We start from the raw sequence: 24,869 nt of genomic DNA, 5'->3' as shown, positions 1-24,869 counted from the left end.
TACGACATCCCGCAGCCCGCCCAGCCTGCTCAGCCAGGCATCCGCCGCGCCCCCGGAGAACGACGTAGTGCTCAGGGCCGCTCTCCGCGCTTGACCTGCGGCTTCGGCAGCCGCAGTCGACGCATCTGGAGGGTGCGCATGAGCGCGTAGCGGACCGCGCCCTTGGTGTTCTCGCCCGGGAAGCGCGCGGCGAGCTGCTTCCGCAGGCGCATCGAGATGAGGACCGAGTCGACGACGATCATCACGATGATGACCAGCCACAGCAGCAGGGCCACGTTCTTGAGCACGGGCACCGGCACCACGCTCAGCATGAGGATGATCACGGCCAGCGGCAGGAAGAGCTCGGCGACGCAGAGCCGCGAGTCGACGAAGTCGCGCGCGAACCGGCGCACCTTGCCCTTGTCACGCGCGGGCAGATAGCGCTCGTCACCGCTGGCGAGCGCCTGGCGCTGCCGCTCCATCGCCGTACGGCGATCGTCCCGCTGGCGCTTGGCGGCCTCCTTGCGCGTCGTCGGCGTCTGGGCGACGCTGCGGCGCTGGGTCTGGGCCTCACTGCGCTTCGGCGTGGGCCGGCCCTTGGGGGCCTGAGGGTCACGGGTCACTTTGGAGTCGGTCACCTGCGCCTTGTCGGCGGGGGCCTTCTCTTCCTTCGCACGGCTACGGAACACAAAACCCAAGGGTACGGGGTCCGCGAGCATGGACGTCGATCGAGTGGGGAACGATCCGGCAACACCGTGCGTCTGTGCTGGACAGGGGGGACGTCGCCCTGGGGGTCCACCCCGGGTGCCACCTACTCCTTGCGCCGGAGCGGCGGCGGGCACGATCGTCCTTGGGGATGAGCGCATCCGTCCCCGAACAGTGCGGTAATGGATGTGGGGCCCGTACTGTGGGTCCTGTTGCAGTACCTGGAGCCGGAGTCCGTCAGAAGGGGGCGCGCGAAGCCCATGAGCGGTGTCATGAAGCGTATGGGGATGATCTTCCGCGCGAAGGCGAACAAGGCCCTTGACCGGGCCGAGGACCCGCGCGAAACCCTCGATTACTCCTACCAGAAGCAGCTGGAGCTGCTCCAGAAGGTCCGGCGCGGTGTCGCCGACGTGGCGACGAGCCGCAAGCGTCTCGAACTTCAGCTGAACCAGCTCCAGAACCAGTCCTCCAAGCTGGAGGACCAGGGCCGCAAGGCCCTCGCGCTCGGCCGCGAGGACCTCGCCCGCGAGGCGCTGTCGCGCCGTGCCGCGCTCCAGCAGCAGGTCACCGACCTGGAGACGCAGCACCAGACGCTCCAGGGCGAGGAGGAGAAGCTCACCCTCGCCGCGCAGCGTCTTCAGGCCAAGGTCGACGCCTTCCGTACGAAGAAGGAGACGATCAAGGCGACGTACACGGCGGCCCAGGCACAGACCCGGATCGGGGAGGCCTTCTCCGGCATCTCCGAGGAGATGGGCGACGTGGGGCTTGCCATCCAGCGAGCCGAGGACAAGACCGCGCAGCTTCAGGCGCGGGCCGGCGCGATCGACGAGCTGCTCGCCTCCGGAGCCCTCGACGACCAGTCCGGGCTGGCGAAGGACGACATCCAGAGCGAGCTGGACCGGATCTCCGGCGGTTCGGACGTGGAGCTGGAGTTGCAGCGCATGAAGGCCGAGCTGGCCGGCGGCTCCTCGTCGCAGCAGCAGGCGATCGAGGGCGGCAACGGCCAGTCCCAGTCGTCTCAGCCGCAGGACACTCCGCGCTTCGACAAGCAGTGACCTGGCGGGCCCATGCCTGAGGAGGGCGACATGATCGTACGGATCATGGGGGAGGGGCAGGTGAGGCTGGACGACAGCCACCTCACCGCCCTGAACAAGCTGGACAACGAGCTGCTCGCCGAGATGGAGAGGGGTGACGAGTCCGGCTTCCGCCGCACTCTGAAAGCCCTCCTGGACGCGGTGGGCGGTGCGGGGACCCCGCTTCCCGACGACTCGCTGGAGCCGTCGGAGCTCATCCTCCCGTCCGCGGACGCCACCCTCGAAGAGGTCCGCGCGATGCTGAGCGACGACGGCCTGATCCCCGGCTGACCCCTCCCCGGCCGCCGAGCCGAGGGCCCCACGGCCCGCGGACCCGGAAGCCGGGGCACCGGCGGACACGGGGCCCGGCCGCACCGCGTCGCGCAGTGCCGTGCCGGCGAGGTGGAAGCCCGACGGGGCTTCGAACCGGGACATGCGGGGGCTGATGCGGCACGGACCGCCTCGCGTTCCCCGAGTGCGACACCGGCGCGCGGGTACCCGCCTCGGCTCCCGAGCACGTCACCGCGCGCAGGTACCGCCTCGGGTTCCCGAGCACGCGGCAGGCGAACGAGTTCCGCCTCGGCCCCGGGGCCACCGTCCGGTTCCCGGGCGCGCCGCCGGGGCACCGGACGGGAGACAACCCCGGTGCGGAGTCGGTGCGGAGTCGTGGCGTACCGGCCGGTCCCAAGCCCGGCAGGGCCCCGTACCGTGGACCGGATGAGCACCCTGGAGCGCATGAGGGACTGGCTGCGGGACCACCGCCTCGCCCTGGACGCCGCCCTCGCCGCAGGCGTCCTCCTCGCCATGGTGGCCGGCTCCTTCGTCGACTCGCACGGCGCCGACGGCACGACCTGGAGCGCCCGCACCCCGGACGCCCTCAGCCTCGCCCTGATGGTCCTCGGAGCCGCGGCCCTGGTCTTCCGCCGCCACGCCCCGATGAAGGTCCTCGCGGCGACCGTCGCCGTCTCCCTGGTGGAGCTGGTGACCGCCGACCCCCGCGCCCCGGTGACCATGTCCGCGGTCGTCGCCCTCTACACCGTGGCCTCGGCCACCGACCGCCCCACGACCTGGCGCGTCGGCCTGCTCACCATGACGCTTCTGACGGCGGTCGCCATGCTCGCCGGGCCGCTGCCCTGGTACTCCCAGGAGAATCTCGGCGTCTTCGCGTGGACCGGGATGGCGGCGGCGGCCGGTGACGCCGTCCGCAGCCGGCGCGCCTTCGTGCACGCGATCAAGGAACGCGCGCTGCGGGCCGAGCGCACCCGCGAGGAGGAGGCACGCCGCCGTGTCGCCGAGGAGCGGCTGCGGATCGCCCGCGATCTGCACGACGTCGTCGCCCACCACATCGCCCTCGTCAACGTGCAGGCCGGAGTGGCCGCCCATGTGATGGACAAGCGCCCCGACCAGGCCAAGGAGGCGCTCGCCCACGTACGGGAGGCCAGCCGGTCCGCACTGAACGAACTGCGCGCCACCGTGGGCCTGCTGCGCCAGTCCGGCGACCCCGAGGCCCCGACCGAGCCCGCCCCCGGGCTGGCCCGGCTCGACGAACTCGCGGACACCTTCCGCAACGCGGGACTCCCCGTCGAGGTGGCCCGCTCCGACTCCGGCACGGCGCTGCCCGCGGCCGCCGACCTCGCCGCGTACCGGGTGATCCAGGAGGCACTGACCAATGTGCGCAAGCACGCCGGCCCGGGAGCGAAGGCCGAGGTCAGCGTGGTCCGGGTCGGGCCGGTGGTGGAGGTGACCGTCCTCGACAACGGCCCCGCACCGGACACCGGAACCGCATCGGACGCCGGCCCGGGACCCGAGAACGGCCCCGGAGCGGACGCCGGGCTCCAGGAGGGCGGCGGACACGGGCTGCTCGGCATGCGCGAGCGCGTCACCGCGATCGGCGGCAGCTGCACGACCGGTCCCCGCTACGGAGGCGGTTTCCGCGTCCATGCGATCCTGCCGGTCAAGAACCGTGCCTCTGCCCTGGGAGACCCCGTATGACGATCCGTGTCGTGCTCGCCGACGACCAGGCGCTGCTGCGCAGCGCCTTTCGCGTACTGGTCGACTCGGAGCCCGACATGGAGGTCGTGGGAGAGGCGTCCGACGGCGCCGAGGCCGTGACGGTGACCCGGGACGAGCGGGCGGACGTGGTGCTGATGGACATCAGGATGCCGGGCACCGACGGACTCGCCGCCACCCGGCTGATCACCGCCGACCCGGGCCTCTCGCACGTACGGGTCGTGATGCTGACCACCTTCGAGGTGGACGAGTACGTGGTGCAGTCGCTGCGGGCCGGAGCGTCCGGGTTCCTCGGCAAGGGCGCCGAGCCCGAGGAACTGCTGAGCGCCATCCGGATCGCCGCGGGCGGCGAGGCTCTGCTGTCCCCGGCGGCGACCAAGGGCCTCATCGCCCGGTTCCTCGCGCAGGGCGGCGACGACGAAGGACCGGGTGTCGCCCGCTCCGCGCGGCTCGACGCGCTCACCGGGCGCGAGCGCGAGGTGCTCGTCCAGGTCGCCGCGGGCCTGTCCAACGACGAGATCGCCGAACGGCTCGAAGTGAGCCCGCTCACGGTGAAGACACACGTCAACCGGGCCATGGCCAAACTCGGCGCCCGCGACCGGGCCCAGCTGGTGGTCATCGCCTACGAGTCGGGTCTGGTCCGCCCGAGGGTGGACTGAGCGTTACCCGCGCGTACTGCGCCTGGAGTAGGTTCCGGGTAAGGAAATGGACCCAGGGGCTACGGATCACCGCCCGTCCATGGCCCAGGGTGTGACGTAGGGGGTTCCCCCGTCCACCGTGTCCGCTCGAACCACGGAAGAGAGACCCACTACCCATGTCCTGGCTGTCCAGGTTCAGCCTCGCGCAGCGGGCCCTCATAGGGCTGATGTCGATCATCGCGCTCGTCTTCGGGGCGATAGCGATCCCCCAGCTCAAGCAGCAGTTGCTGCCCACCATCGAACTTCCCGTGGTGTCGGTGCTCGCGCCGTACCAGGGCGCGTCTCCCGATGTGGTCGAGAAGCAGGTCGTCGAGCCCGTCGAGAACAGCCTCCAGGCCGTCGACGGCATCACCGGTGTCACGTCCACCGCGAGCGAGGGCAACGCCGTCATCATGGCGTCCTTCGACTACGGCAACGACACCAAGCAGCTCGTCGCCGATGTCCAGCAGGCCGTCAACCGGGCCCGGTCCCAGCTGCCGGACTCGGTCGACCCGCAGGTCATCGCCGGTTCCACCGACGACATGCCGACCGTCGTCCTCGCCGTCACCTCCGGCCAGGACCAGCAGGCGCTGGCCGACCGGCTCGACCGCACCGCCGTCCCCGCCCTCGAGGGCATCGACGGCGTCGGCCGGGTCACGGTCACCGGTGTGCGGGACCTCCAGGTCACCGTCACGCCCGACGACAAGAAGCTCGCCAAGGCCGGACTCACCCCGGCCGCCCTCGGACAGGCGCTCCAGGCCGGCGGCGCGACCGTCCCGGCCGGCTCCTTCGACCAGGACGGCGGCAACCGCACCGTGCGGGTCGGCGGCGGCTTCACCTCGCTCCGCCAGATCCAGGACCTGATGGTCGTGGGGCAGCCCGGCAAGAAGCCGGTGCGCCTCGCGAGCGTCGCCACCGTCGCGCAGGAGCAGGCCAAGGCCGACTCCATCACGCGCACCGACGGCCGGCCGAGCCTCGCGGTGATGGTCACCATGGCCCACGACGGCAGCGCCGTCGCCATCTCGGACGCGGTCAAGGACAAGCTGCCCGGCCTGCGGGCCGACCTGGGCAAGGGATCGGCGATCACCGTCGTCAGCGACCAGGGTCCGGCGGTGTCCAAGTCCATCCACGGACTGACCACCGAGGGCGCCCTCGGCCTGCTGTTCGCGGTCCTGGTCATCCTGCTCTTCCTGGCGTCGGTCCGCTCGACGCTCGTCACCGCGGTGTCCATCCCGCTGTCCGTGGTCCTGGCCCTGGTCGTGCTGTGGACCCGTGACCTGTCGCTCAACATGCTCACGCTGGGCGCGCTCACCATCGCGATCGGCCGGGTCGTCGACGACTCGATCGTCGTCCTGGAGAACATCAAGCGGCACCTCGGATACGGCGAGGAGCGCCAGGAGGCGATCCTCACCGCGGTCCGCGAGGTGGCCGGAGCGGTCACCTCCTCGACGCTCACCACGGTCGCCGTCTTCCTGCCGATCGGGCTCACCGGCGGCATGGTCGGCGAACTGTTCGGCTCCTTCAGCCTGACGGTCACCGCCGCGCTGCTCGCGTCCCTGCTCGTCTCGCTGACGGTCGTCCCGGTGCTCTCGTACTGGTTCCTGCGCGCGCCCAAGGGCACCCCGGCGGACGCAGACGAGGCCCGCCGCAAGGCCGAGGAGAAGGAGGAGCGCAGCCGTCTCCAGCGCTTCTACGTCCCCGTCCTGCGCTTCGCGACCCGCCGCCGCCTGACCAGCGTGCTCATCGCGGCCGCGGTCCTCGTCGGCACGTTCGGCATGGCGCCCCTGCTGAAGACGAACTTCTTCGACCAGGGCGAGCAGGAAGTCCTCACCGTCAAGCAGGCGTTGAAGCCGGGCACCAGCCTGGCGGCGACCGACGTGCAGGCGAAGCGGGTCGAGGAGTTCCTCGGCGGCGTCAAGGGCGTCAAGGACTACCAGGTCACCATCGGTTCCTCCGGCTTCATGGCGGCCTTCGGCGGCGGTACGGACACCAACCAGGCGTCGTACCAGGTCATGCTGGAGGACTCCGCGTCCTCCAAGGACGTCCAGGCCCGCGTGGAGAAGGGGCTCGGCAGGCTCACCGGCGCCGGCACCCTCACGGTCGCGGCCGGCAACGGGTTCGGCAGCCAGGACCTCAAGGTCGTGGTGAAGGCGGCGGACGCGGACGTGCTGCGCAAGGCGGCCGGCCAGGTCCGCGACGAGGTCGCGAAGCTCGACGACGTCACCGACGTCACGAGCGACCTCTCCCAGAGCGTGCCGCGCATCTCGGTCACGGCCAACTCCAAGGCGGCCGCGGCCGGTTTCAACGAGGCCACGCTCGGAGCGGCCGTCAACCAGGCGGTCCGCGGCACGACCACCGGCAAGGCGATCCTGGACGACACCGAGCGGGACGTCGTCATCAAGTCCGCGAAGCCGGTCACCACGATCGAGGAGCTGCGCGCGCTGCGGCTCGGCGCGGTGAAGCTCGGTGACATCGCGGACGTCAAGCTGGTAGACGGGCCGGTCGCGATGACCCGGATCGACGGCCAGCGCGCCGCCACGATCACCGCCAAGCCGACCGGCGACAACACCGGCGCGGTCAGCGCGGATCTCACGGCGAAGCTCAAGAAGCTGAAGCTGCCCGCCGGTGCCACTGCGGCGATCGGCGGTGTCTCGTCCGACCAGAGCGACGCGTTCAAGAACCTCGGCCTGGCGATGCTCGCGGCGATCGCGATCGTCTTCATGCTGCTGGTGGCGACGTTCCGTTCGCTGGTCCAGCCGCTGATCCTGCTCGTGTCGATCCCGTTCGCGGCGACCGGCGCGATCGGCCTGCTCGTCGTCACGGGCACCCCGATGGGTGTCCCCGCGATGATCGGCATGCTGATGCTCATCGGCATCGTGGTGACGAACGCGATCGTGCTGATCGACCTCGTCAACCAGTACCGGGCGCAGGGCTACGGCGTGGTCGAGGCCGTGATCGAGGGCGGCCGGCACCGGCTCCGCCCGATCCTGATGACGGCGCTGGCGACGATCTTCGCGCTGCTGCCGATGGCGCTCGGCGTGACCGGTGAGGGCGGCTTCATCGCGCAGCCCCTCGCGGTGGTCGTGATCGGCGGCCTCATCTCGTCGACGCTGCTGACGCTGCTGCTCGTCCCGACGCTCTACGCGATGCTCGAACTGCGCAAGGAGCGCCGGGCGAAGAAGCGGGCGGCCAAGCGGGAGGCGAAGTCCGGCGCCGACATTGGTGCCGTGGGCGACGAGGACAAGTCCCCGGAGCCGGCCGGAGTCTGATCCGGTTCGGCACACGGCCCCCGTCCCGGCGTTCACGCGCCTGGACGGGGGCCGTGTGCCTTTTCCGGCCGGGCGGAGCTGAGCGACGTAGATGCGAAGAGGCGCCCCTCGGTCACGAGGGGCGCCTCTTCGATGTCGCGTGCGGCGGGGCGGCGGTTACGGCAGCGCCAGCATCCGCTCCAGCGCCAGCTTCGCGAACGCCTCGGTCTCCTTGTCGACCTCGATGCGGTTGACCAGGTTCCCCTCGGCGAGGGACTCCAGGGTCCACACCAGGTGGGGCAGGTCGATGCGGTTCATGGTCGAGCAGAAGCAGACCGTCTTGTCGAGGAAGACGATCTCCTTGCCCTCGGGAGCGAAACGGTTCGCGAGGCGCCGTACGAGGTTCAGCTCCGTGCCGATCGCCCACTTGGAGCCGGCCGGGGCGGCCTCCAGGGCCTTGATGATGTACTCCGTGGAGCCGACGTAGTCGGCCGCCGCGACGACCTCGTGCTTGCACTCGGGGTGTACGAGGACGTTGACGCCCGGGATGCGCTCACGTACGTCGTTCACCGAGTCCACGCTGAAGCGGCCGTGCACCGAGCAGTGGCCGCGCCACAGGATCATCTTCGCGTTGCGCAGCTCCTCCGTGGTCAGCCCGCCGTTGGGCTTGTGCGGGTTGTAGAGCACGCAGTCGTCCAGGGACATGCCCATGTCGCGGACGGCGGTGTTGCGGCCGAGGTGCTGGTCGGGCAGGAACAGCACCTGCGAACCCTGCTCGAAGGCCCACTCGAGGGCCCGCTTGGCGTTCGACGACGTGCAGATCGTGCCGCCGTGCTTGCCCGTGAACGCCTTGATGTCCGCGGAGGAGTTCATGTACGAGACGGGTACGACCTGCTCGGCGATGCCGGCCTCGGTCAGCACGTCCCAGCACTCGGCGACCTGCTCGGCGGTGGCCATGTCGGCCATCGAGCAGCCCGCGGCGAGGTCCGGCAGGACGACCTTCTGGGCGTCGCCGGTGAGGATGTCGGCGGACTCCGCCATGAAGTGCACACCGCAGAAGACGATGTACTCGGCCTCCGGGCGGGCCGCCGCGTCGCGGGCCAGCTTGAAGGAGTCACCCGTGACGTCGGCGAACTGGATGACCTCGTCGCGCTGGTAGTGGTGGCCGAGCACGAAGACCTTGTCGCCGAGCTTCTCCTTGGCCGCCCGCGCGCGCTCGACCAGGTCCGGGTCGGACGGCGAGGGCAGGTCGCCGGGGCACTCGACACCTCGCTCGCTCTTCGGATCGGCCTGGCGGCCGAGCAGCAGCAGGGCGAGGGGCGTCGGCTGTACGTCGAGCTCCTGGGTCTGGGCGGTGGTCACGACACGCACCCTTTCTGTTCTGCGGGTCGCCGGGCTCGTAGGGAGCGTCCGGCGGTACGATGCCTTTTCGTCTATTTGACGCTATCTATCATAACCGCTTCACGTCACGTTGACGATGGCCATAGCGTCCATGTGACGTGAATCCCGGTCGCCTCTCCGGCGGGTGACACCCGGGTGTCCGTGGGGTTGTCCACAGGCCGGTGTTCGTGCGCGGGCGTATGTGCGAGCATGAAGAGAGAACGCACAAGACATGAGCACGGCCCGGAATGAATCCGCGGCCCCGCCGGTTGCAACCGTCGGCAAGCAGTCTCCGTACAACCCGGGAGAGAAGCAGATGTCCGTATCGGACGAGACCACCACCGTGAGCGACGGCATCCAGCTGTCCGACTCCGCCGCGGCCAAGGTCAAGGCCCTGCTCGACCAGGAAGGCCGCGAGGACCTGGCGCTGCGCGTCGCCGTTCAGCCCGGCGGCTGCTCCGGCCTGCGGTACCAGCTCTTCTTCGACGAGCGCTCGCTCGACGGCGACGTCGTCAAGGACTTCGACGGTGTGAAGGTCGTCACCGACCGCATGAGCGCCCCGTACCTGGGCGGCGCCTCGATCGACTTCGTGGACACCATCGAGAAGCAGGGCTTCACGATCGACAACCCGAACGCGACGGGCTCCTGCGCCTGCGGCGACTCCTTCAGCTAGTCGCGGACCGACGGGCCCGGACGACCGGGCCCGAAGCCACCCGGACCGTGTCCGGCCGGCTTCGAGCGTCGTCGGGCGGCCGACCCCACGGCGCGCGGCCATGGCCGGTCACGCGTGTACACGCCAGTACGGACGAAGGCGGCGTCCCCCTCGCGGGGACGCCGCCTTCGCGTGTCCGGGACCGGGCGCCGCTAGCTGCGCCCCGCCGACGAGGCCTTGGAGGTCTCGGGGACACCGAAGCGCCCGTGGTGGACCGCCTTGCCGTCGCTGCCCACGACCTCGCGGTCCCCGAGCGGCGCGTCCAGGCGCACGGTCTTCTCGTAGATCTTGGCGATCATGATGCAGACCTTGTTCTTCCAGGGCTTCTCCGTCACGGTGACGGTGACCCTGCCGGAACTCTCGCTCGCCGACACCGTGTAGTCGGCGCACACCCCGCCGGTGAAGTCGACGCTCAGATCCCTGCCGTGGGCCGTGTAGCCCTGGACACCGACATCACGTGTCGCCGCGGGCGAGGACGGCCGGCCGGACGGCACCGGCACGGTCGGATCGGCGCTCGGCGGCGCGGGCGATTCCGGCGAGGCGAGGAACGCCGGGTCGACCGCCGGATGCGTCACGGTGTACGTGTCCTGCGCGCCGGGCGAGCGCACCTCGAACAGCCAGGACGGCACCAGTGCCTGGCGCCCGTTCGCGCGCTGCGCCGCCAGTCCGAAGACGGCCTTCTCGACGGTCACCGCCTCCGGCTTCGCCGGGGAGGGGTGCTCGCACGGCATCTCGTCCCGGTCCTTCAGCGGTACGGGGCTGGCGCAGCCGCCGATGCCCATGCGCCTGCCGCCCGTCGCCGACGCCTGCCCGTTCATCAGGTCCAGCGTCTTGCGCGCGCCGACGACCGGGTACGCGTCTCCCTCCACCGGTGTCTTCAACCGGCCGCTGCCGCCGATGACATGACCGTCCGTGCCGATCCGCAGGCCGGTCGTCCACCCGTACGTGGGCAGTCCGCCGAGCACCGGGTCGGCGTTCACCACCCGCACCCGATCCATGAGCTGGCCGGCGTCCAGCTTCGCGTCGTCCTGGCCCACCGCCTTCAGCACGGGCGCCGCCGCCTTCTTCGCCGCCGACTCGCTCACCGGGCCCGGCGCGGAATCGGACGGGGAGACGGAGCCGGCGAGCGGGCACATCGTGACCTTGGCGCAGTTGTCGCCTCCCGGCAGGGAGGAGCTGAACGTCCAGGTCCCCGGCGCGTCCGCGGTGACCCGAAGGTTCGGTTCGCTTCCGTCCTTGACGCTGCCGACCGTCCAGGCGTCCCCGGCGAGCCGGGGTGTGCCCGCCAGGCCCAGGGCCTTCGCGAGCCGGGCCACCTCGGCCCGGGTCACCCTGCCCTCGGCCCACCGCACATGCGCCGAGCCGGGACCCGAGGGGAGCGTGCCGTTCGCGCGGTAGGTCGTGCCGTAGGGGTCGGGCTCGCCGGGCGCGATACCGGCGGTGCCGCCCGTGGTCCCGGTGCTCGCGACGTAGCCGTCGAGGGCCAGCCGCGGGGGAGTGGCGTCGGCTCCGGGGGTGGTGGCACTGCCGCCGCCGGACGCCGTCGCGGCGAAGTACGCGCCGCCGCCCCCGACGAGCAGCACGGCGGCGACGACCGAGGCGACGACCACGGGGGTCCGCCGCCGCCCTCCACCGGCCCCGGCACCCTCGACGGGACCTGCTGCAGTTGAGTCTGCGTAGTGGCCCGCGCCGGAGTCTTCCGCGGTGCCGGCGCCGACTCCCTCGGGGGAACCCGTGACGGTGCCGGGCACACCGGATGCGGTCGCGCCCGCACCACCCTCCACCGTCTCGTGGGCCGCTTCCTCGGCTGCTACCTCAGAGAGGGCCTGCGCTGTCTTCTTGGTGGGCGCTAGGGCCGCTTCCTTGGCGGGTGCCTGCGGAGTGTCCTCGACGGGACCCTCGGCGCGACTCTCGGCCGGGCCGGCGTCGGACTCCGCGGTCCTCTGTGCCCTCTCCGGCGCGCTCTCGTCGGGACCCTCGACCTGGTTCCCGTCGGGCTCCCCGGTCGGGTTCCCGGCGGGAATCGCGACGACGTCCCCGGCGGGAGTCGCCACCGCGTCGCCGGGGGAATCCGTGACGGCGTCGTCGGCGGCGCTCTCGACGGGACCCCTGGCGTGACCCCCGGCGGGGTCGGTCGCGTCGTTGTCGGGTCGCTCGGTGCTCACCGCATCGCTCCTTCGGCTCCACTGCTGTCCCATGACCCGGCCCTGTCGATGACGGGCACTCCAGGGTCGTATGGCGCATCCCCTTCACGGGGGACAGCGGTGGGACGCAGCGGGGGAGCGCACGGTTCCCTGCCGGCGCACTCCCTTTCACCCGTTCGGCGCCGCCGGGGCTCTCACCCGTTCGGCGGCGCCGAGCGGAGGCCGCCGGTCAGTCGCCGTAGTCGGACATCGCGTCCAGCAGCCGCGCCGAGGCGGGCGGAACGGTCACCCCATGGATGAGGGAAGGAGAGACATGCAGGGGAGGGACAGGTGCGGGGGCCAGCCAGTGACCGGCCATCCGGGCGCAGTCGCCGCGCAGCGACGCCAGATCGCCTTCGAGGTCGCCGACCGGGCCGAGCGGAGCGGTGCCATGGACCTTGAGGTTCGTCATACCGGAACCGTATGCACCGTTGCCGTCACGAAGAAAGATCTACTATCGGGTAGTTTTGGCCCTTCAGGGGTCGCGTGCGGACCCGGTAGCGTTAACTGTCAATCCCCTCCCCTCGCAGGAGCGTGTCCTAGCCGTGCGTATCGCAGTCACCGGCTCCATCGCCACCGACCACCTCATGACCTTTCCCGGCCGATTCGCCGACCAGTTGGTCGCCGATCAGCTGCACACGGTCTCCCTCTCCTTCCTGGTCGACAACCTCGATGTCCGCCGGGGCGGGGTCGGCGCGAACATCGCGTTCGGCATGGGCCAGCTCGGCACCCGGCCGATCCTGGTCGGAGCGGCCGGCTCGGACTTCGACGAGTACCGCGCCTGGCTCGACCGGCACGGCGTCGACACCGCCTCCGTGCGCATCTCCGAGGTGCTGCACACGGCGCGCTTCGTGTGCACCACGGACGCCGACCACAACCAGATCGGCTCCTTCTACACGGGCGCGATGAGCGAGGCCCGCCTCATCGAGCTCAAGGCCGTCGCGGACCGGGTCGGCGGTCTCGACCTCGTCCTGATCGGCGCGGACGACCCCGAGGGGATGCTCCGCCACACCGAGGAGTGCCGCTCGCGCGCGATCCCCTTCGCCGCCGACTTCTCGCAGCAGATCGCGCGCATGAACGGCGACGAGATCCGGGTCCTCCTGGACGGTGCGACGTTCCTCTTCTCGAACGAGTACGAGAAGGGGCTCATCGAGTCCAAGACGGGCTGGAACGACGAGGAGATCCTCTCCAAGGTCGGCCACCGGGTCACCACGCTCGGCTCGCGCGGTGTCCGGATCGAGCGCGTCGGCCACGACCCGATCGAGGTCGGCTGCCCCGAGGAGGAGCTCAAGGCGGACCCGACGGGTGTCGGTGACGCGTTCCGCGCCGGCTTCCTCTCAGGTCTCGTCTGGGGAGTGGACCTGGAGCGCGCCGCCCAGGTCGGCTGCATGCTCGCCACCCTGGTCATCGAGACGGTCGGCACGCAGGAGTACCAGCTGAGCCGAGCCCACTTCATGGACCGCTTCACCAAGGCGTACGGCGACGACGCCGCCACGGAGGTCCGGGCGTACCTCGCCTAGATCCCCGCAGCCGACCGAGGTCCCGGCCCGTCTCCGTTCTACGGAGGCGGGCCGGGCCCGGTTCGAGGGGATGGGCCCGGCCCGGTCCGAGGGGCATGGGCCCGGCCCGGTACGGCTGAGGTCGGGGTCGGCCCGGTCCGGCGCAGGTCGGGCCGTCTCGTTCCCGCCGGGGTCCGGCCAGGCTTTGGGCGCGGGTGTTACGACAGCCTGCGGACGACGTACGCCGAGCCGCGGTCCGCCGGCTCCTCGCCGACGTACTCCTGGCCCCTCATCTCGCACCACGCGGGGATGTCGAGCCGTGCCGCCCCGTCGTCGGACAGGACCCGGACCGTGCCGCCGACCGGCACGTCCCCGATGACCTTGGCCAGCTCGATGACGGGGATCGGGCAGCGCCTGCCCAGCGCGTCGACCACCAGCGTGTCGAGCGACGCGGGAACCTTCGTCACCGCCGTCGGTGCCCCCAGCTTCTCGCGCACTCCCGAGACCACACCCGGGAGCACCGACAGGAAGCGGTCGACGTCCTTCTCCTCGGTGCCGGGCGGCAGCGACACCCGCACGTTGCCCTCGCTCAGGACACCCATGGCCTTCAGGACATGGCTGGGGGTCAGGGTGCTGCTCGTGCAGGACGAGCCCGAGGAGACCGAGAAGCCCGCGCGGTCCAGTTCGTGCAGCAGAGTCTCTCCGTCGACATAGAGACAGGAGAAGGTGACGAGCCCCGGGAGCCGGCGGACCGGGTCGCCGACCACCTCGACGTCCGGCACCAGCGCGGGCACCCGCGCGCGGATCCGTTCCGTCAGCTCACGCAGCCGTGCCGCCTCCACCGCAGCCTCCGCCTGGACGGCCCGCAGCGAGGCCGCCGCGGCGACGATCGCCGGGATGTTCTCGAACCCGGCCGCGCGTCCCGACTCCCGCTCGTCCACGGGCCCTTGGGGCGCGAACCGGACCCCTTTGCGTACGACGAGCAGTCCGACGCCCGAGGGGCCGCCCCATTTGTGGGCACTCGCCGTCAACAGGGACCAGGCGCCCTCCACCCGTCCCCAGCCCAGCGACTGCGCCGCGTCCACCAGCAGCGGCACCCCTGCCTCCCGGCACGCATGTGCTACCTCGGCCACCGGCTGCTCCGTGCCCACCTCGTGGTTGGCGGACTGGAGGCAGGCCAGCGCGGTGCCGGGTGCCAGGGCCTCGGCATAGGAAGAAGGGGACACCCGTCCGGAGCGGTCCACCTGAACGCGGGTCACCGCACCGCCCGACGCCTCGTGGAGGTCCGCCGAATGGAGTACCGACGAGTGTTCGACGGCTGACACGATCAGGTGGTGTCCGACGCGCCGCCGGCCCGCCAGCGCACCCTCGATCCCGGAGTGCACCGCGCGGGTGCCGGAGGTGGTGAAGGCCAGTTCGTCGGGGCGGCAGCCCGCCGCCTCGGCCGCCGCCTCGCGCGCCGCGTCGAGAAGCAGCCGGGCCTTCCTTCCCTCGCGGTAGAGGCGGGCGGGATCGGCCCACCCCTCGTCGAGCGAGACCTGAAGGGCCTGCCGGGCGACGGGATGCAGCGGGGCCGCGGACGCGGCGTCGAAGTAGGACACGCCCCCACGCTAGTCCCGCGGCAGGCAACGTTTGCCCGTCGCGAGCCCCGCCGCCGGACCTCCCAAGGGGGCGTCAGAAGCCATCCGGACCGGGGCATTCCAGGTGCTCTGACAAGGCCTTGCAGGCGAAACAGCACTCCTTCGGGGAGTCGGGCGGCGCGTTGGGCACCCTCCCCGCGCGACCCCAAATAGCGTCCAGTAGGGTTTGGTCCGCATAAACATCCAAACCCCTGCCCGACGCAGGGCGGCGACCGACCAGCGAGAAGGCCGCAGCCAACAGCGCGGGCGAGACTCTCGGGAAGGCGCTACGTGAGTCCCAACGGCTCCGACCGCTCGCCGCGGCGCCCGATGCGGCGGAAGCTGCTGCAGGCAATGACTGCGGGCCTGGTCCTGGCGACGGCCACTGGCTGCTCGTACAACTGGGAAGACTTCCCCCGCCTTGGTATGCCCACCCCGGTCACGGAGGAGGCTCCGCGGATCCTCTCCCTCTGGCAGGGCTCGTGGGCGGCCGCGCTCGCCACGGGCGTGCTGGTCTGGGGCCTGATCCTGTGGAGCGTCATCTTCCACCGGCGCAGCCGGACCAAGGTCGAAGTTCCTCCGCAGACCCGGTACAACATGCCCATCGAGGCGCTGTACACGGTGGTCCCGCTCATCATCGTCTCGGTGCTGTTCTACTTCACCGCACGAGACGAGACGAAGCTCCTCAGTCTCAGCCCGAAGCCCGACGTCACGGTCAACGTGGTCGGCTTCCAGTGGAGCTGGGGCTTCAACTACGTCGAGAACGTCCCCGGTTCTTCCGGTGACGCCAAGACGGACCCGAACCTGGCAGCCATTCCGGACCGGTTCAAGAAGGACTTCCCGGCGAACGCCGGCGGCGTCTACGACGTCGGCACTCCCGCCTCGCGGAACCCGCAGACGGGCAACCCGGGTCCGACCCTCTGGCTCCCCAAGGGCAAGACGGTCCGCTTCGTCCTCACTTCGCGTGACGTCATCCACTCCTTCTGGGTGGTGCCGTTCCTCATGAAGCAGGACGTCATCCCGGGGCACACCAACTCCTTCCAGGTGACCCCGAACCGTGAGGGCACCTTCCTGGGCAAGTGCGCCGAACTCTGCGGCGTCGACCACTCCCGGATGCTCTTCAACGTGAAGGTCGTCTCCCCCGAGCGCTACGAGGCCCACCTCAAGGAGCTCGCGGTCAAGGGACAGACCGGTTACGTCCCGGCCGGCATTGAGCAGACGGGCCACGAGAAGAACCGGGAGACGAACAACCTGTGAGCATCCTCAACGAACCCCAGGGTGCCGACGCAGCCGAAGACTCTTACGAGAACGAGCTGCCCGTACGGCGCAAGCAGCCCGGCAGTGTCGTGATCAAGTGGCTCACCACCACTGACCACAAGACCATCGGCACGCTCTATCTGGTCACGTCGTTCGCGTTCTTCGTGATCGGCGGCGTCATGGCGCTGCTCATGCGCGCCGAGCTGGCTCGTCCGGGTCTGCAGATCCTGACGAACGAGCAGTTCAACCAGGCGTTCACGATGCACGGCACGATCATGCTGCTGATGTTCGCGACGCCGCTGTTCGCCGGTTTCACGAACTGGATCATGCCGCTCCAGATCGGCGCGCCCGACGTGGCGTTCCCGCGGCTGAACATGTTCGCGTACTGGCTGTACCTCTTCGGCTCGACGATCGCGGTCGGCGGCTTCCTCACCCCGCAGGGTGCGGCCGACTTCGGCTGGTTCGCCTACAGCCCGCTGTCGGACGCGGTCCGCTCGCCGGGCATCGGCGCGGACATGTGGATCATGGGTCTGGCCTTCTCCGGCTTCGGCACCATCCTCGGCGCGGTCAACTTCATCACCACGATCATCTGCATGCGCGCTCCCGGCATGACGATGTTCCGTATGCCGATCTTCGTGTGGAACGTCCTGCTCACCGCGGTTCTGGTGCTGCTGGCCTTCCCCGTTCTCGCGGCGGCCCTGTTCGCCCTGGAGGCGGATCGAAAATTCGGGGCGCACGTCTTCGATGCGGCCAACGGCGGAGCCTTGCTCTGGCAACACCTCTTCTGGTTCTTCGGCCATCCAGAGGTGTACATCATCGCCCTGCCGTTCTTCGGCATCATCTCCGAAGTCATCCCGGTGTTCTCGCGCAAGCCGATGTTCGGTTACATGGGCCTGATCGGCGCGACCATCGCGATCGCCGGTCTGTCCGTGACCGTGTGGGCGCACCACATGTACGTCACCGGTGGCGTTCTGCTCCCGTTCTTCTCCTTCATGACGTTCCTCATCGCCGTACCGACCGGCGTGAAGTTCTTCAACTGGATCGGAACGATGTGGAAGGGCTCGCTGTCCTTCGAGACACCGATGCTCTGGGCGGTCGGCTTCCTCATCACCTTCACCTTCGGTGGTCTGACCGGCGTCATCCTGGCCTCGCCGCCGATGGACTTCCACGTGTCCGACTCCTACTTCGTGGTGGCGCACTTCCACTACGTGGTGTTCGGCACCGTGGTGTTCGCGATGTTCTCCGGCTTCCACTTCTGGTGGCCGAAGATGACGGGCAAGATGCTCGACGAGCGGCTCGGCAAGATCACCTTCTGGACGCTGTTCGTGGGCTTCCACGGCACGTTCCTGGTGCAGCACTGGCTCGGTGCCGAGGGCATGCCGCGTCGCTACGCGGACTACCTCGCGGCCGACGGCTTCACCGCGCTGAACACGATCTCGACGATCAGCTCGTTCCTGCTGGGCCTGTCGATCCTGCCGTTCCTCTACAACGTGTGGAAGACGGCGAAGTACGGCAAGAAGGTCGAGGTCGACGACCCGTGGGGTTACGGCCGTTCGCTGGAGTGGGCGACCTCCTGCCCGCCGCCGCGGCACAACTTCCTCACCCTGCCGCGGATCCGCAGTGAATCCCCGGCGTTCGACCTGCACCACCCGGAGATCGCCGCTCTCGACCAGCTCGAGACCGCCGGTCACGGTTCGTCGGCCCTTCCTGGTGGAAAGGAGGCCGGCAAGTGAAGGTCCAAGGCAAGATGTTCATCTGGCTGGCGCTGTTCATCCTCATCATGGGGGTTGTCTACGGCGTCTGGTCCAAGGAGCCGGCCGGCACCACGGCCCTCTTCATGGGCTTCGGCCTGAGCATGATGATCGGCTACTACCTGGCCTTCACGGCCCGGCGGGTCGACGCCCTGGCACAGGACGACAAGGAGGCCGACGTCGCGGACGAGGCCGGCGAGGTGGGCTTCTTCAGCCCGCACAGCTGGCAGCCGCTCGCGCTCGGCACCGGTGGCGCGCTCGCCTTCCTGGGCGTCGTCTTCGGCTGGTGGCTGCTGTACTTCTCGGCGCCGCTCATCATGCTCGGCCTGTGGGGCTGGGTCTTCGAGTACTACCACGGTGAGAACCGCACCCAGTAGCACGCGCTGAACACGTGAGAGCCCGGACACTCCGTCAGGAGAGTCCGGGCTCCCTCGTTTGCCGCGTCTTCCGTCCCTCGCTCGGCCCACCCGGCGCGCCGTGCTTGACGGGCGTTCATAGCGTGGACTCATGAACCACTCACCGCGAATCCGCACGGTCGTCAGCTGCACCGGGCTGGTGGTCGCCTTCGGTGCCGGCGCCGCCGCCTGCGGCTCCGACGACCACCCGCTCTCGGCGAAGCCGTACGACGCGGCGGGACAGATCTCGTTCAAGGGACTCTCCGAGGACAGCAAGAAGCAGACCCGGATCGACCCCGACAAGCCCCTGGAAATCACCACCGAGAGTGACGCTGGGCGCATCACCGACGTGACCGCCACGGACGCGTCAGGACGCTACGTAGCGGGCGAACTGTCCGCCGACGGCACCCGGTGGCACAGCACCTCGCCCCTGGCCGCAGGCGCCCACTACACGGTGCACGTGAGCACCGAGGACACGGACGGCGCCCCCGGCCGCAAGGTCATCGCCTTCGACACCAGCACGCCCAAGACGAAGAAGCTGCTGAACGTCGAGTTCGGGCCCAAGACGGGCAAGTACGGCGTCGGCCAGCCCGTCACCGCCGTACTCAGCGCCCCCGTCAAGGACAAGGCGGCCCGCACGATCGTCGAACGCGCCCTGAGAGTCGACTCCACCCCCGCGGTGGACGGCGCCTGGCACTGGGTCGACGACAAGACGCTCCACTACCGCCCCAAGGAGTACTGGCCCGCCCACGCCACCATCACGGCCCACAGCAACCTCTCCGGCGTCAGGGTCGGCGAACGGCTGTGGGGCGGCGACGCCAAGCCCGTGAAGATCACCACAGGGGACAGCATGCTCGCCCTGACCGACGCCGGCTCGCACACCATGACCGTCTACCGCAACGGCGAGGACATCAAGGAGATCCCCGTCACCACCGGCAAGCCCGGCTTCGACACGCGCAACGGCGTCAAGGTCGTGCTCGAGAAGGAGTACCTCGTACGGATGCGCGGAACCACCGTCGGCATCGCCGAGGGCAGTGCGGACTCCTACGACCTGCCCGTGTACTACGCCACCCGGGTCACCTGGAGCGGCGAGTACGTCCACGCCGCGCCCTGGTCGACCGGCTCCCAGGGGTACGCCAACGTCAGCCACGGCTGCACCGGCATGAGCACCGCGAACGCCGAGTGGTTCTTCAACACGTTCAACGCCGGAGACATAGTCAAGGTCGTCAACTCCGACGGCAAGACCATGGACGCGTTCGGCAACGGTTTCGGCGACTGGAACATGGACTGGAAGAACTGGCGCGAGGGCAGCGCGCTGGTGGCCGGGTCCCCGGACGCCCCGAGCCCGGCCCAGCGCGCCAGACTGCGCCCCGAGAGCGCGTGACGCGCCCAGCGAGCCGGACGGACCGGACCCGCGCCCCTCGCGGGGGCGCGGGTCCACCTCGTCCTCAGGCGCTGAGAAGGTTCCTGCGACGGAGCAGGGAGGCCAGTGAGGCGGCGAACTCCACCGGGTCGACCGGCAGGGTCACCGCGGCGTCCGCGCGGCTCCAGGTGGCCAGCCAGGCGTCCTGCGGGCGCCCGATGAGCACCAGCGCGGGCGGGCAGTTGAAGATCTCGTCCTTGATCTGCCGGCACACCCCCATGCCGCCCATCGGCACCGCCTCGCCGTCCAGCACGCAGACGTCGATGCCACCCTTGTCGAGCTCCTTGATGACGGCTGCCGGCGTCGCGCACTCGATGAACTCGACGAGCGGCACGTCCGGGGCGGGCCTGCGCCCGGTGGCGAGCCGCACCTGCGCGCGGGTGTTGGAGTTGTCGCTGTAGACCAGCACCGTGGCGGTCGGCTGCATTCTTCCTCCGAGACGTCAGCGTCGTACGGACATCGTGCGATCGGGCTGATCGTCCCCGGCCCGATGCGCGGATGGTACTCCCTTGAACACCTCGTCAGCACCGGTTCGGACACGGCTTCGATGGTCCATACGGGCTGGACACACCCGGTCAACACCCCGAACGGCACCCCCCGGCGTGAGGGCGGGATAAGCGACCGACATAATGTCGGTCGTGGCGACAGCAACGACAGTAGAAACCGGGCACGCGCACCCGTCGGTCAATCGGCCGAACCTCACCAGCGTCGGAACCATCATCTGGCTGAGTTCCGAGCTGATGTTCTTCGCGGCCCTCTTCGCGATGTACTTCACCCTGCGATCGGTGACCGGGCCGGATCACTGGAAGGAGATGGCAAGCCATCTCAACCTTCCGTTCTCCGCGACGAACACCACGATCCTGGTGCTCTCCTCCCTGACCTGTCAGCTCGGCGTCTTCGCCGCCGAGCGCGGGGACGTGAAGAAGCTCCGGATGTGGTTCATCGTCACCTTCATCATGGGTGCGATCTTCATCGGCGGTCAGGTCTTCGAGTACACCGAACTGGTCAAGAAGGACGGGCTCTCGCTCTCCTCCGACCCGTACGGCTCGGTGTTCTACCTGACCACCGGCTTCCACGGACTGCATGTGACGGGCGGACTCATCGCCTTCCTGCTGGTCCTCGGTCGCACCTACGCGGCTCGGAGGTTCACTCACGAGCAGGCGACCGCAGCCATCGTCGTGTCCTACTACTGGCACTTCGTCGATGTCGTCTGGATCGGCCTTTTCGCCACGATCTACCTGATCAAGTAATCGGGCGCACCGCCCGAAACATCCAGAAGCACCGACGCAGAAGATCCTGACACCGGGGTAATCCGTGAAAAAGCTCTCCGCACGACGACGCCATCCGCTGGCGGCGGTCGTCGTCCTACTCCTCGCGCTGGCGGCCACCGGGGGGCTGTACGCCGCGTTCGCACCCGCGGGCAAGGCGCAGGCCGACGAAACCGCACAGTCCCTCGGTATCACCGAGGGCCAGAAGCTGTACTCCGTGGGCTGCGCAAGCTGCCACGGATCCGGCGGTCAGGGCAGCTCCGACGGTCCGAGCCTGGTGGGCGTCGGCGCAGCCGCGGTCGACTTCCAGGTCGGCACCGGCCGTATGCCGGCCCAGCAGCCGGGCGCTCAGATCCCGAAGAAGAAGGTCATCTACTCGCAGGCCGAGATCGACCAGCTCGCGGCCTACGTCGCCTCGCTCGGCGCCGGCCCCGCGATCCCGACCAAGAACCAGGTCAGCCCCGGCGGCGCGGACATCGCCAACGGTGGTGAACTCTTCCGCACGAACTGCGCCCAGTGCCACAACTTCACCGGCAAGGGCGGCGCGCTGACCCACGGCAAGTACGCGCCGAGCCTTGAGGGTGTCGACCCGAAGCACATCTACGAGGCCATGCAGACGGGCCCGCAGAACATGCCGTCCTTCCCCGACACGACGCTGACGGAGAAGAACAAGCAGGACATCATCGCGTACCTCGACGCGGTCAACGGTGACGAAACCGTGAGCCAGGGCGGACTCGAGCTGGGCGGCCTCGGGCCGGTCAGCGAAGGCCTGTTCGGCTGGGTCTTCGGTCTCGGAACCCTGGTCGCCGTCGCCGTCTGGGTCGCCGCTCGGACCGCAAAGGCCAAGAAGTCATGAGTAGCCAAGACATTCCAGAAGAGAACGTGCCCGCTGAGCGGGCCTCCGACGACCACGCCGGTCACGGTCACGGTCCGGTAGCCGTCGCGGACGAGCAGAACCCGTTCGCGGACCCGGGGCTGCCGCCCCACGAGCACCGCATCCAGGACATCGACGAGCAGGCCGCCAAGCGGTCCGAGCGTCTGGTCGCCATGCTGTTCGTGCTGTCGATGGTTGCCACCGTCGGCTTCATCGCCTCGTACGTGGCGATCCCGAACGACAAGTCGATCTTCGTGTTCCCGCTCGGGCACATCGGCGCGCTGAACTTCGCGCTGGGCATGTGTCTCGGTGTGGCGCTGTTCTCGATCGGCGCGGGCGCGGTCCACTGGGCCCGCACCCTGATGTCCGACGTCGAGATCGCCGACGAGCGTCACCCGATCGAGGCCGCGCCCGACGTCAAGGCGAAGGTCCTGGCCGACTTCCGGGACGGCGCCAAGGAGTCCGCGCTCGGCCGCCGCAAGCTGATCCGCAACACGATGTTCGGCGCGCTGGCCCTGTTCCCGCTCTCCGGCGTCGTGCTGCTGCGCGACCTCGGCCCGCTGCCCGGCACGAAGCTGCGCCACACGCTGTGGTCCAAGGGCAAGCTCCTCGTCAACATGAACACGAACGAGCCGCTGCGTCCCTCGGACGTGGCCGTCGGCTCGCTCACCTTCGCCAAGCCCGAGGGCCTGGAGCAGGACGACGAGGACTTCCAGAAGGAGATCGCCAAGTCGGCCCTGATGATCATCCGGCTCCAGCCGGACGACATCAAGGACAAGCAGGAACTCGAGTGGTCCTACCAGGGCATCGTGGCGTACTCGAAGATCTGCACCCACGTCGGCTGCCCGATCTCCCTGTACGAGCAGCAGACGCACCACGCGCTGTGCCCGTGCCACCAGTCCACCTTCGACCTCTCCGACGGCGCCCGGGTGATCTTCGGCCCGGCCGGTCACGCCCTGCCGCAGCTGCGCATCGGCGTGAACGCTGAGGGTTACCTCGAAGCGCTCAGCGACTTCGAAGAGCCCGTCGGTCCTGCATTCTGGGAGCGCGGATGAGCACTACCACCACCTCCGACTCGCGCCCCTCGCGCGAGAAGGCGCCCGCCGGTGAGCGGGTCGCAGACTGGGCCGACGGCCGTCTGGGGATCTACTCCCTGGCCAAGTCCAACATGCGCAAGATCTTCCCCGACCACTGGTCGTTCATGCTGGGTGAGATCTGCCTCTACAGCTTCATCATCATCATCCTCACGGGTGTGTACCTGACGTTGTTCTTCCACCCGTCGATGAACGAGGTGCAGTACAACGGCAGTTACGTCCCCCTGCAGGGACAGCTGATGTCCGAGGCGTTCAACTCGACCATGCACATCTCCTTCGATGTGCGCGGTGGCCTGCTGATCCGGCAGATCCACCACTGGGCCGCGCTGGTCTTCCTCGCCGGCATGTTCGTGCACATGATGCGCGTGTTCTTCACGGGTGCGTTCCGCAAGCCCCGTGAGATCAACTGGGTCTTCGGATTCCTGCTGTTCGTCCTCGGCATGTTCACCGGCTTCACCGGTTACTCGCTCCCGGACGACCTGCTCTCCGGCACCGGCGTCCGCTTCATGGAGGGCGCGGTCCTGTCCGTGCCGATCGTGGGCACGTACCTGTCGTTCTTCCTGTTCGGCGGCGAGTTCCCGGGCGGCGACTTCGTGGCCCGCTTCTACTCGGTGCACGTGCTGCTGCTGCCGGGCATCATGCTCGGCCTGGTCGTCGGCCACCTGATCCTGGTCTTCTACCACAAGCACACGCAGTTCGCGGGTCCCGGCAAGACGAACAACAACGTCGTCGGCATGCCGCTGCTGCCGGTCTACATGGCCAAGGCCGGAGGCTTCTTCTTCCTGGTCTTCGGTGTCATCGCGGCCATCGCGGCGATCGCCTCGATCAACCCGATCTGGTCGATGGGTCCGTATCGTCCGGACATGGTGTCCACGGGCGCCCAGCCCGACTGGTACATGGGCTTCTCCGAAGGCCTGATCCGTGTCATGCCGGGCTGGGAGATCAACCTCTGGGGTCACACGCTCGTCCTGGGCGTGTTCATCCCGCTGGTGATCTTCCCGCTGGTCCTGGTCGCGATCGCGGTCTACCCGTTCATCGAGTCCTGGGTCACCGGCGACAAGCGCGAGCACCACATCCTGGACCGCCCGCGCAACGTCCCGACCCGGACCGCGTTCGGTGCCGCCTGGATCAGCTGGTACTTCGTCCTGCTCGTCGGCGGCGGCAACGACATCTGGGCCACGCACTTCCACCTGGCGATCAACTCGATCACCTGGTTCGTGCGGATCGCCTTCTTCGTCGTGCCGGTGCTCACCTTCATCGCCACCAAGCGGATCTGCCTCGGCCTCCAGCGCCGGGACCGGGACAAGGTGCTGCACGGCCGCGAGTCGGGCATCATCAAGCGCCTGCCGCACGGTGAGTTCATCGAGGTGCACGAGCCGCTCAGCCAGGACGCGCTGCACACGCTCACCGCGCACGAGCAGTACAAGCCGGCCGAGATCGGCCCGACGGTCGACGAGAACGGTGTCGAGCGCAAGGTCTCGGGCGCGCAGAAGCTGCGCGCCAAGATGAGCGAGGGCTTCTACGGGGAGGAAGGCCAGATCCCCAAGCCCACCGTCGAGGAGTACAAGGAGATCGCGAGCGGCCACGGCCACCACTGATCCCCGGCAGTCCGCCACGGCAGGAGCCCCGTCCATGCACTGGACGGGGCTCTTCGCCGTCTCCGGGCTGGATAGGGTGGACTCACCCGGTGGTGCGGGGCGATCCACCCCGCGTCACCCGCGA

21 protein-coding genes are annotated in these 24,869 nt (G+C 69.4%); 15 read left to right on the top strand and 6 right to left on the bottom strand.

The features are described from left to right. Window positions 1-71: 71 nt before the first annotated feature. Window positions 72-698 (bottom strand): DUF3043 domain-containing protein, encoded by a 627-nt coding sequence (locus ABZV42_RS14780; RefSeq protein WP_355983669.1) that lies wholly within the window; start codon window positions 696-698, stop codon window positions 72-74. A gap of 246 nt (window positions 699-944) precedes the next feature. Between ABZV42_RS14780 and ABZV42_RS14775 the strand changes: the two genes are divergently transcribed. The 5 genes from ABZV42_RS14775 (at window position 945) to ABZV42_RS14755 (ending at window position 7,713) form a co-directional block, all read left to right on the top strand. Next, complete coding sequence (locus ABZV42_RS14775) at window positions 945-1,739, top strand: PspA/IM30 family protein (RefSeq protein ID WP_355983702.1); 795 nt, start codon at window positions 945-947, stop codon at window positions 1,737-1,739. 30 nt (window positions 1,740-1,769) lie between these two features. Continuing rightward, on the top strand, window positions 1,770-2,048 hold the full coding sequence (locus ABZV42_RS14770; protein ID WP_355983670.1) for a hypothetical protein: 279 nt from the start codon (window positions 1,770-1,772) through the stop codon (window positions 2,046-2,048). 426 nt (window positions 2,049-2,474) lie between these two features. Further along, window positions 2,475-3,749 carry a histidine kinase gene (locus tag ABZV42_RS14765; RefSeq protein ID WP_355983671.1) on the top strand — a complete coding sequence of 425 codons (1,275 nt, stop codon included), beginning with the start codon at window positions 2,475-2,477 and terminating at the stop codon, window positions 3,747-3,749. Beyond that, window positions 3,746-4,426 (top strand): response regulator transcription factor, encoded by a 681-nt coding sequence (locus ABZV42_RS14760; protein WP_356052123.1) that lies wholly within the window; start codon window positions 3,746-3,748, stop codon window positions 4,424-4,426. The genes ABZV42_RS14765 and ABZV42_RS14760 overlap by 4 nt, the downstream gene beginning before the upstream one ends. A gap of 155 nt (window positions 4,427-4,581) precedes the next feature. Next, window positions 4,582-7,713: an efflux RND transporter permease subunit gene (locus ABZV42_RS14755; protein ID WP_355983673.1), complete on the top strand. Its 3,132-nt coding sequence runs from the start codon at window positions 4,582-4,584 to the stop codon at window positions 7,711-7,713. 156 nt (window positions 7,714-7,869) lie between these two features. On the opposite strand, the gene nadA is transcribed toward ABZV42_RS14755, so the two are convergent. Then, entirely contained in the window at window positions 7,870-9,054 is a 1,185-nt protein-coding gene (gene nadA, locus ABZV42_RS14750; protein ID WP_356052121.1) for a quinolinate synthase NadA, read from the bottom strand. A gap of 334 nt (window positions 9,055-9,388) precedes the next feature. On the opposite strand from nadA, the gene erpA reads away from it, so the two are divergent. After that, window positions 9,389-9,745: an iron-sulfur cluster insertion protein ErpA gene (gene erpA, locus ABZV42_RS14745; RefSeq protein WP_355983703.1), complete on the top strand. Its 357-nt coding sequence runs from the start codon at window positions 9,389-9,391 to the stop codon at window positions 9,743-9,745. A gap of 191 nt (window positions 9,746-9,936) precedes the next feature. Here erpA and ABZV42_RS14740 read toward each other — a convergent pair whose 3' ends face one another. Together ABZV42_RS14740 and ABZV42_RS14735 are read right to left on the bottom strand one after the other, a co-directional pair. Beyond that, window positions 9,937-11,949, bottom strand: coding sequence for a hypothetical protein (locus tag ABZV42_RS14740; protein ID WP_356052119.1), 2,013 nt, complete (start codon window positions 11,947-11,949; stop codon window positions 9,937-9,939). A 208-nt stretch (window positions 11,950-12,157) separates the two neighbouring features. Next, a complete protein-coding gene (locus ABZV42_RS14735) occupies window positions 12,158-12,379 on the bottom strand; it encodes a hypothetical protein (RefSeq protein WP_355983676.1) in 222 nt (73 codons plus the stop codon). A gap of 133 nt (window positions 12,380-12,512) precedes the next feature. Between ABZV42_RS14735 and ABZV42_RS14730 the strand changes: the two genes are divergently transcribed. Beyond that, window positions 12,513-13,487 carry a carbohydrate kinase family protein gene (locus tag ABZV42_RS14730; protein ID WP_355983677.1) on the top strand — a complete coding sequence of 325 codons (975 nt, stop codon included), beginning with the start codon at window positions 12,513-12,515 and terminating at the stop codon, window positions 13,485-13,487. 197 nt (window positions 13,488-13,684) lie between these two features. On the opposite strand, the gene ABZV42_RS14725 is transcribed toward ABZV42_RS14730, so the two are convergent. Further along, window positions 13,685-15,067 (bottom strand): aminotransferase class V-fold PLP-dependent enzyme, encoded by a 1,383-nt coding sequence (locus ABZV42_RS14725; protein ID WP_355983678.1) that lies wholly within the window; start codon window positions 15,065-15,067, stop codon window positions 13,685-13,687. A 309-nt stretch (window positions 15,068-15,376) separates the two neighbouring features. Between ABZV42_RS14725 and coxB the strand changes: the two genes are divergently transcribed. From coxB to ABZV42_RS14705, 4 genes are all read left to right on the top strand, one after another. Continuing rightward, the gene (coxB, locus tag ABZV42_RS14720) at window positions 15,377-16,342 is read left to right on the top strand and encodes a cytochrome c oxidase subunit II (RefSeq protein ID WP_355983679.1); all 966 of its coding nucleotides are present in this window, start codon (window positions 15,377-15,379) and stop codon (window positions 16,340-16,342) included. Further along, window positions 16,339-18,075, top strand: a complete 1,737-nt coding sequence (ctaD, locus tag ABZV42_RS14715) for a cytochrome c oxidase subunit I (RefSeq protein WP_355983680.1) — start codon at window positions 16,339-16,341, stop codon at window positions 18,073-18,075. Before coxB ends, ctaD begins: the two co-directional genes overlap by 4 nt. Beyond that, window positions 18,072-18,470, top strand: coding sequence for a cytochrome c oxidase subunit 4 (locus ABZV42_RS14710; protein WP_355983681.1), 399 nt, complete (start codon window positions 18,072-18,074; stop codon window positions 18,468-18,470). Before ctaD ends, ABZV42_RS14710 begins: the two co-directional genes overlap by 4 nt. Window positions 18,471-18,600: 130 nt before the next feature. Then, a complete protein-coding gene (locus ABZV42_RS14705) occupies window positions 18,601-19,872 on the top strand; it encodes an Ig-like domain-containing protein (RefSeq protein ID WP_356052117.1) in 1,272 nt (423 codons plus the stop codon). A gap of 64 nt (window positions 19,873-19,936) precedes the next feature. Here ABZV42_RS14705 and ABZV42_RS14700 read toward each other — a convergent pair whose 3' ends face one another. Next, the gene (locus tag ABZV42_RS14700) at window positions 19,937-20,338 is read right to left on the bottom strand and encodes a hypothetical protein (RefSeq protein WP_356052115.1); all 402 of its coding nucleotides are present in this window, start codon (window positions 20,336-20,338) and stop codon (window positions 19,937-19,939) included. Between the two features lie 202 nt (window positions 20,339-20,540). On the opposite strand from ABZV42_RS14700, the gene ABZV42_RS14695 reads away from it, so the two are divergent. From ABZV42_RS14695 to ABZV42_RS14680, 4 genes are all read left to right on the top strand, one after another. Beyond that, window positions 20,541-21,161: a heme-copper oxidase subunit III gene (locus ABZV42_RS14695; protein ID WP_339128935.1), complete on the top strand. Its 621-nt coding sequence runs from the start codon at window positions 20,541-20,543 to the stop codon at window positions 21,159-21,161. Between the two features lie 64 nt (window positions 21,162-21,225). Beyond that, complete coding sequence (locus ABZV42_RS14690) at window positions 21,226-22,035, top strand: c-type cytochrome (RefSeq protein ID WP_355983684.1); 810 nt, start codon at window positions 21,226-21,228, stop codon at window positions 22,033-22,035. After that, a complete protein-coding gene (locus ABZV42_RS14685) occupies window positions 22,032-23,108 on the top strand; it encodes a Rieske 2Fe-2S domain-containing protein (RefSeq protein ID WP_355983685.1) in 1,077 nt (358 codons plus the stop codon). The genes ABZV42_RS14690 and ABZV42_RS14685 overlap by 4 nt, the downstream gene beginning before the upstream one ends. Beyond that, window positions 23,105-24,745 (top strand): cytochrome bc complex cytochrome b subunit, encoded by a 1,641-nt coding sequence (locus tag ABZV42_RS14680; RefSeq protein ID WP_355983686.1) that lies wholly within the window; start codon window positions 23,105-23,107, stop codon window positions 24,743-24,745. Before ABZV42_RS14685 ends, ABZV42_RS14680 begins: the two co-directional genes overlap by 4 nt. Window positions 24,746-24,869: the final 124 nt, after the last annotated feature.

Source organism: Streptomyces sp. NPDC005281 (assembly GCF_040607495.1).
Taxonomy (GTDB): domain Bacteria; phylum Actinomycetota; class Actinomycetes; order Streptomycetales; family Streptomycetaceae; genus Streptomyces.
This window is presented reverse-complemented; position numbering and strand designations above follow the sequence as displayed.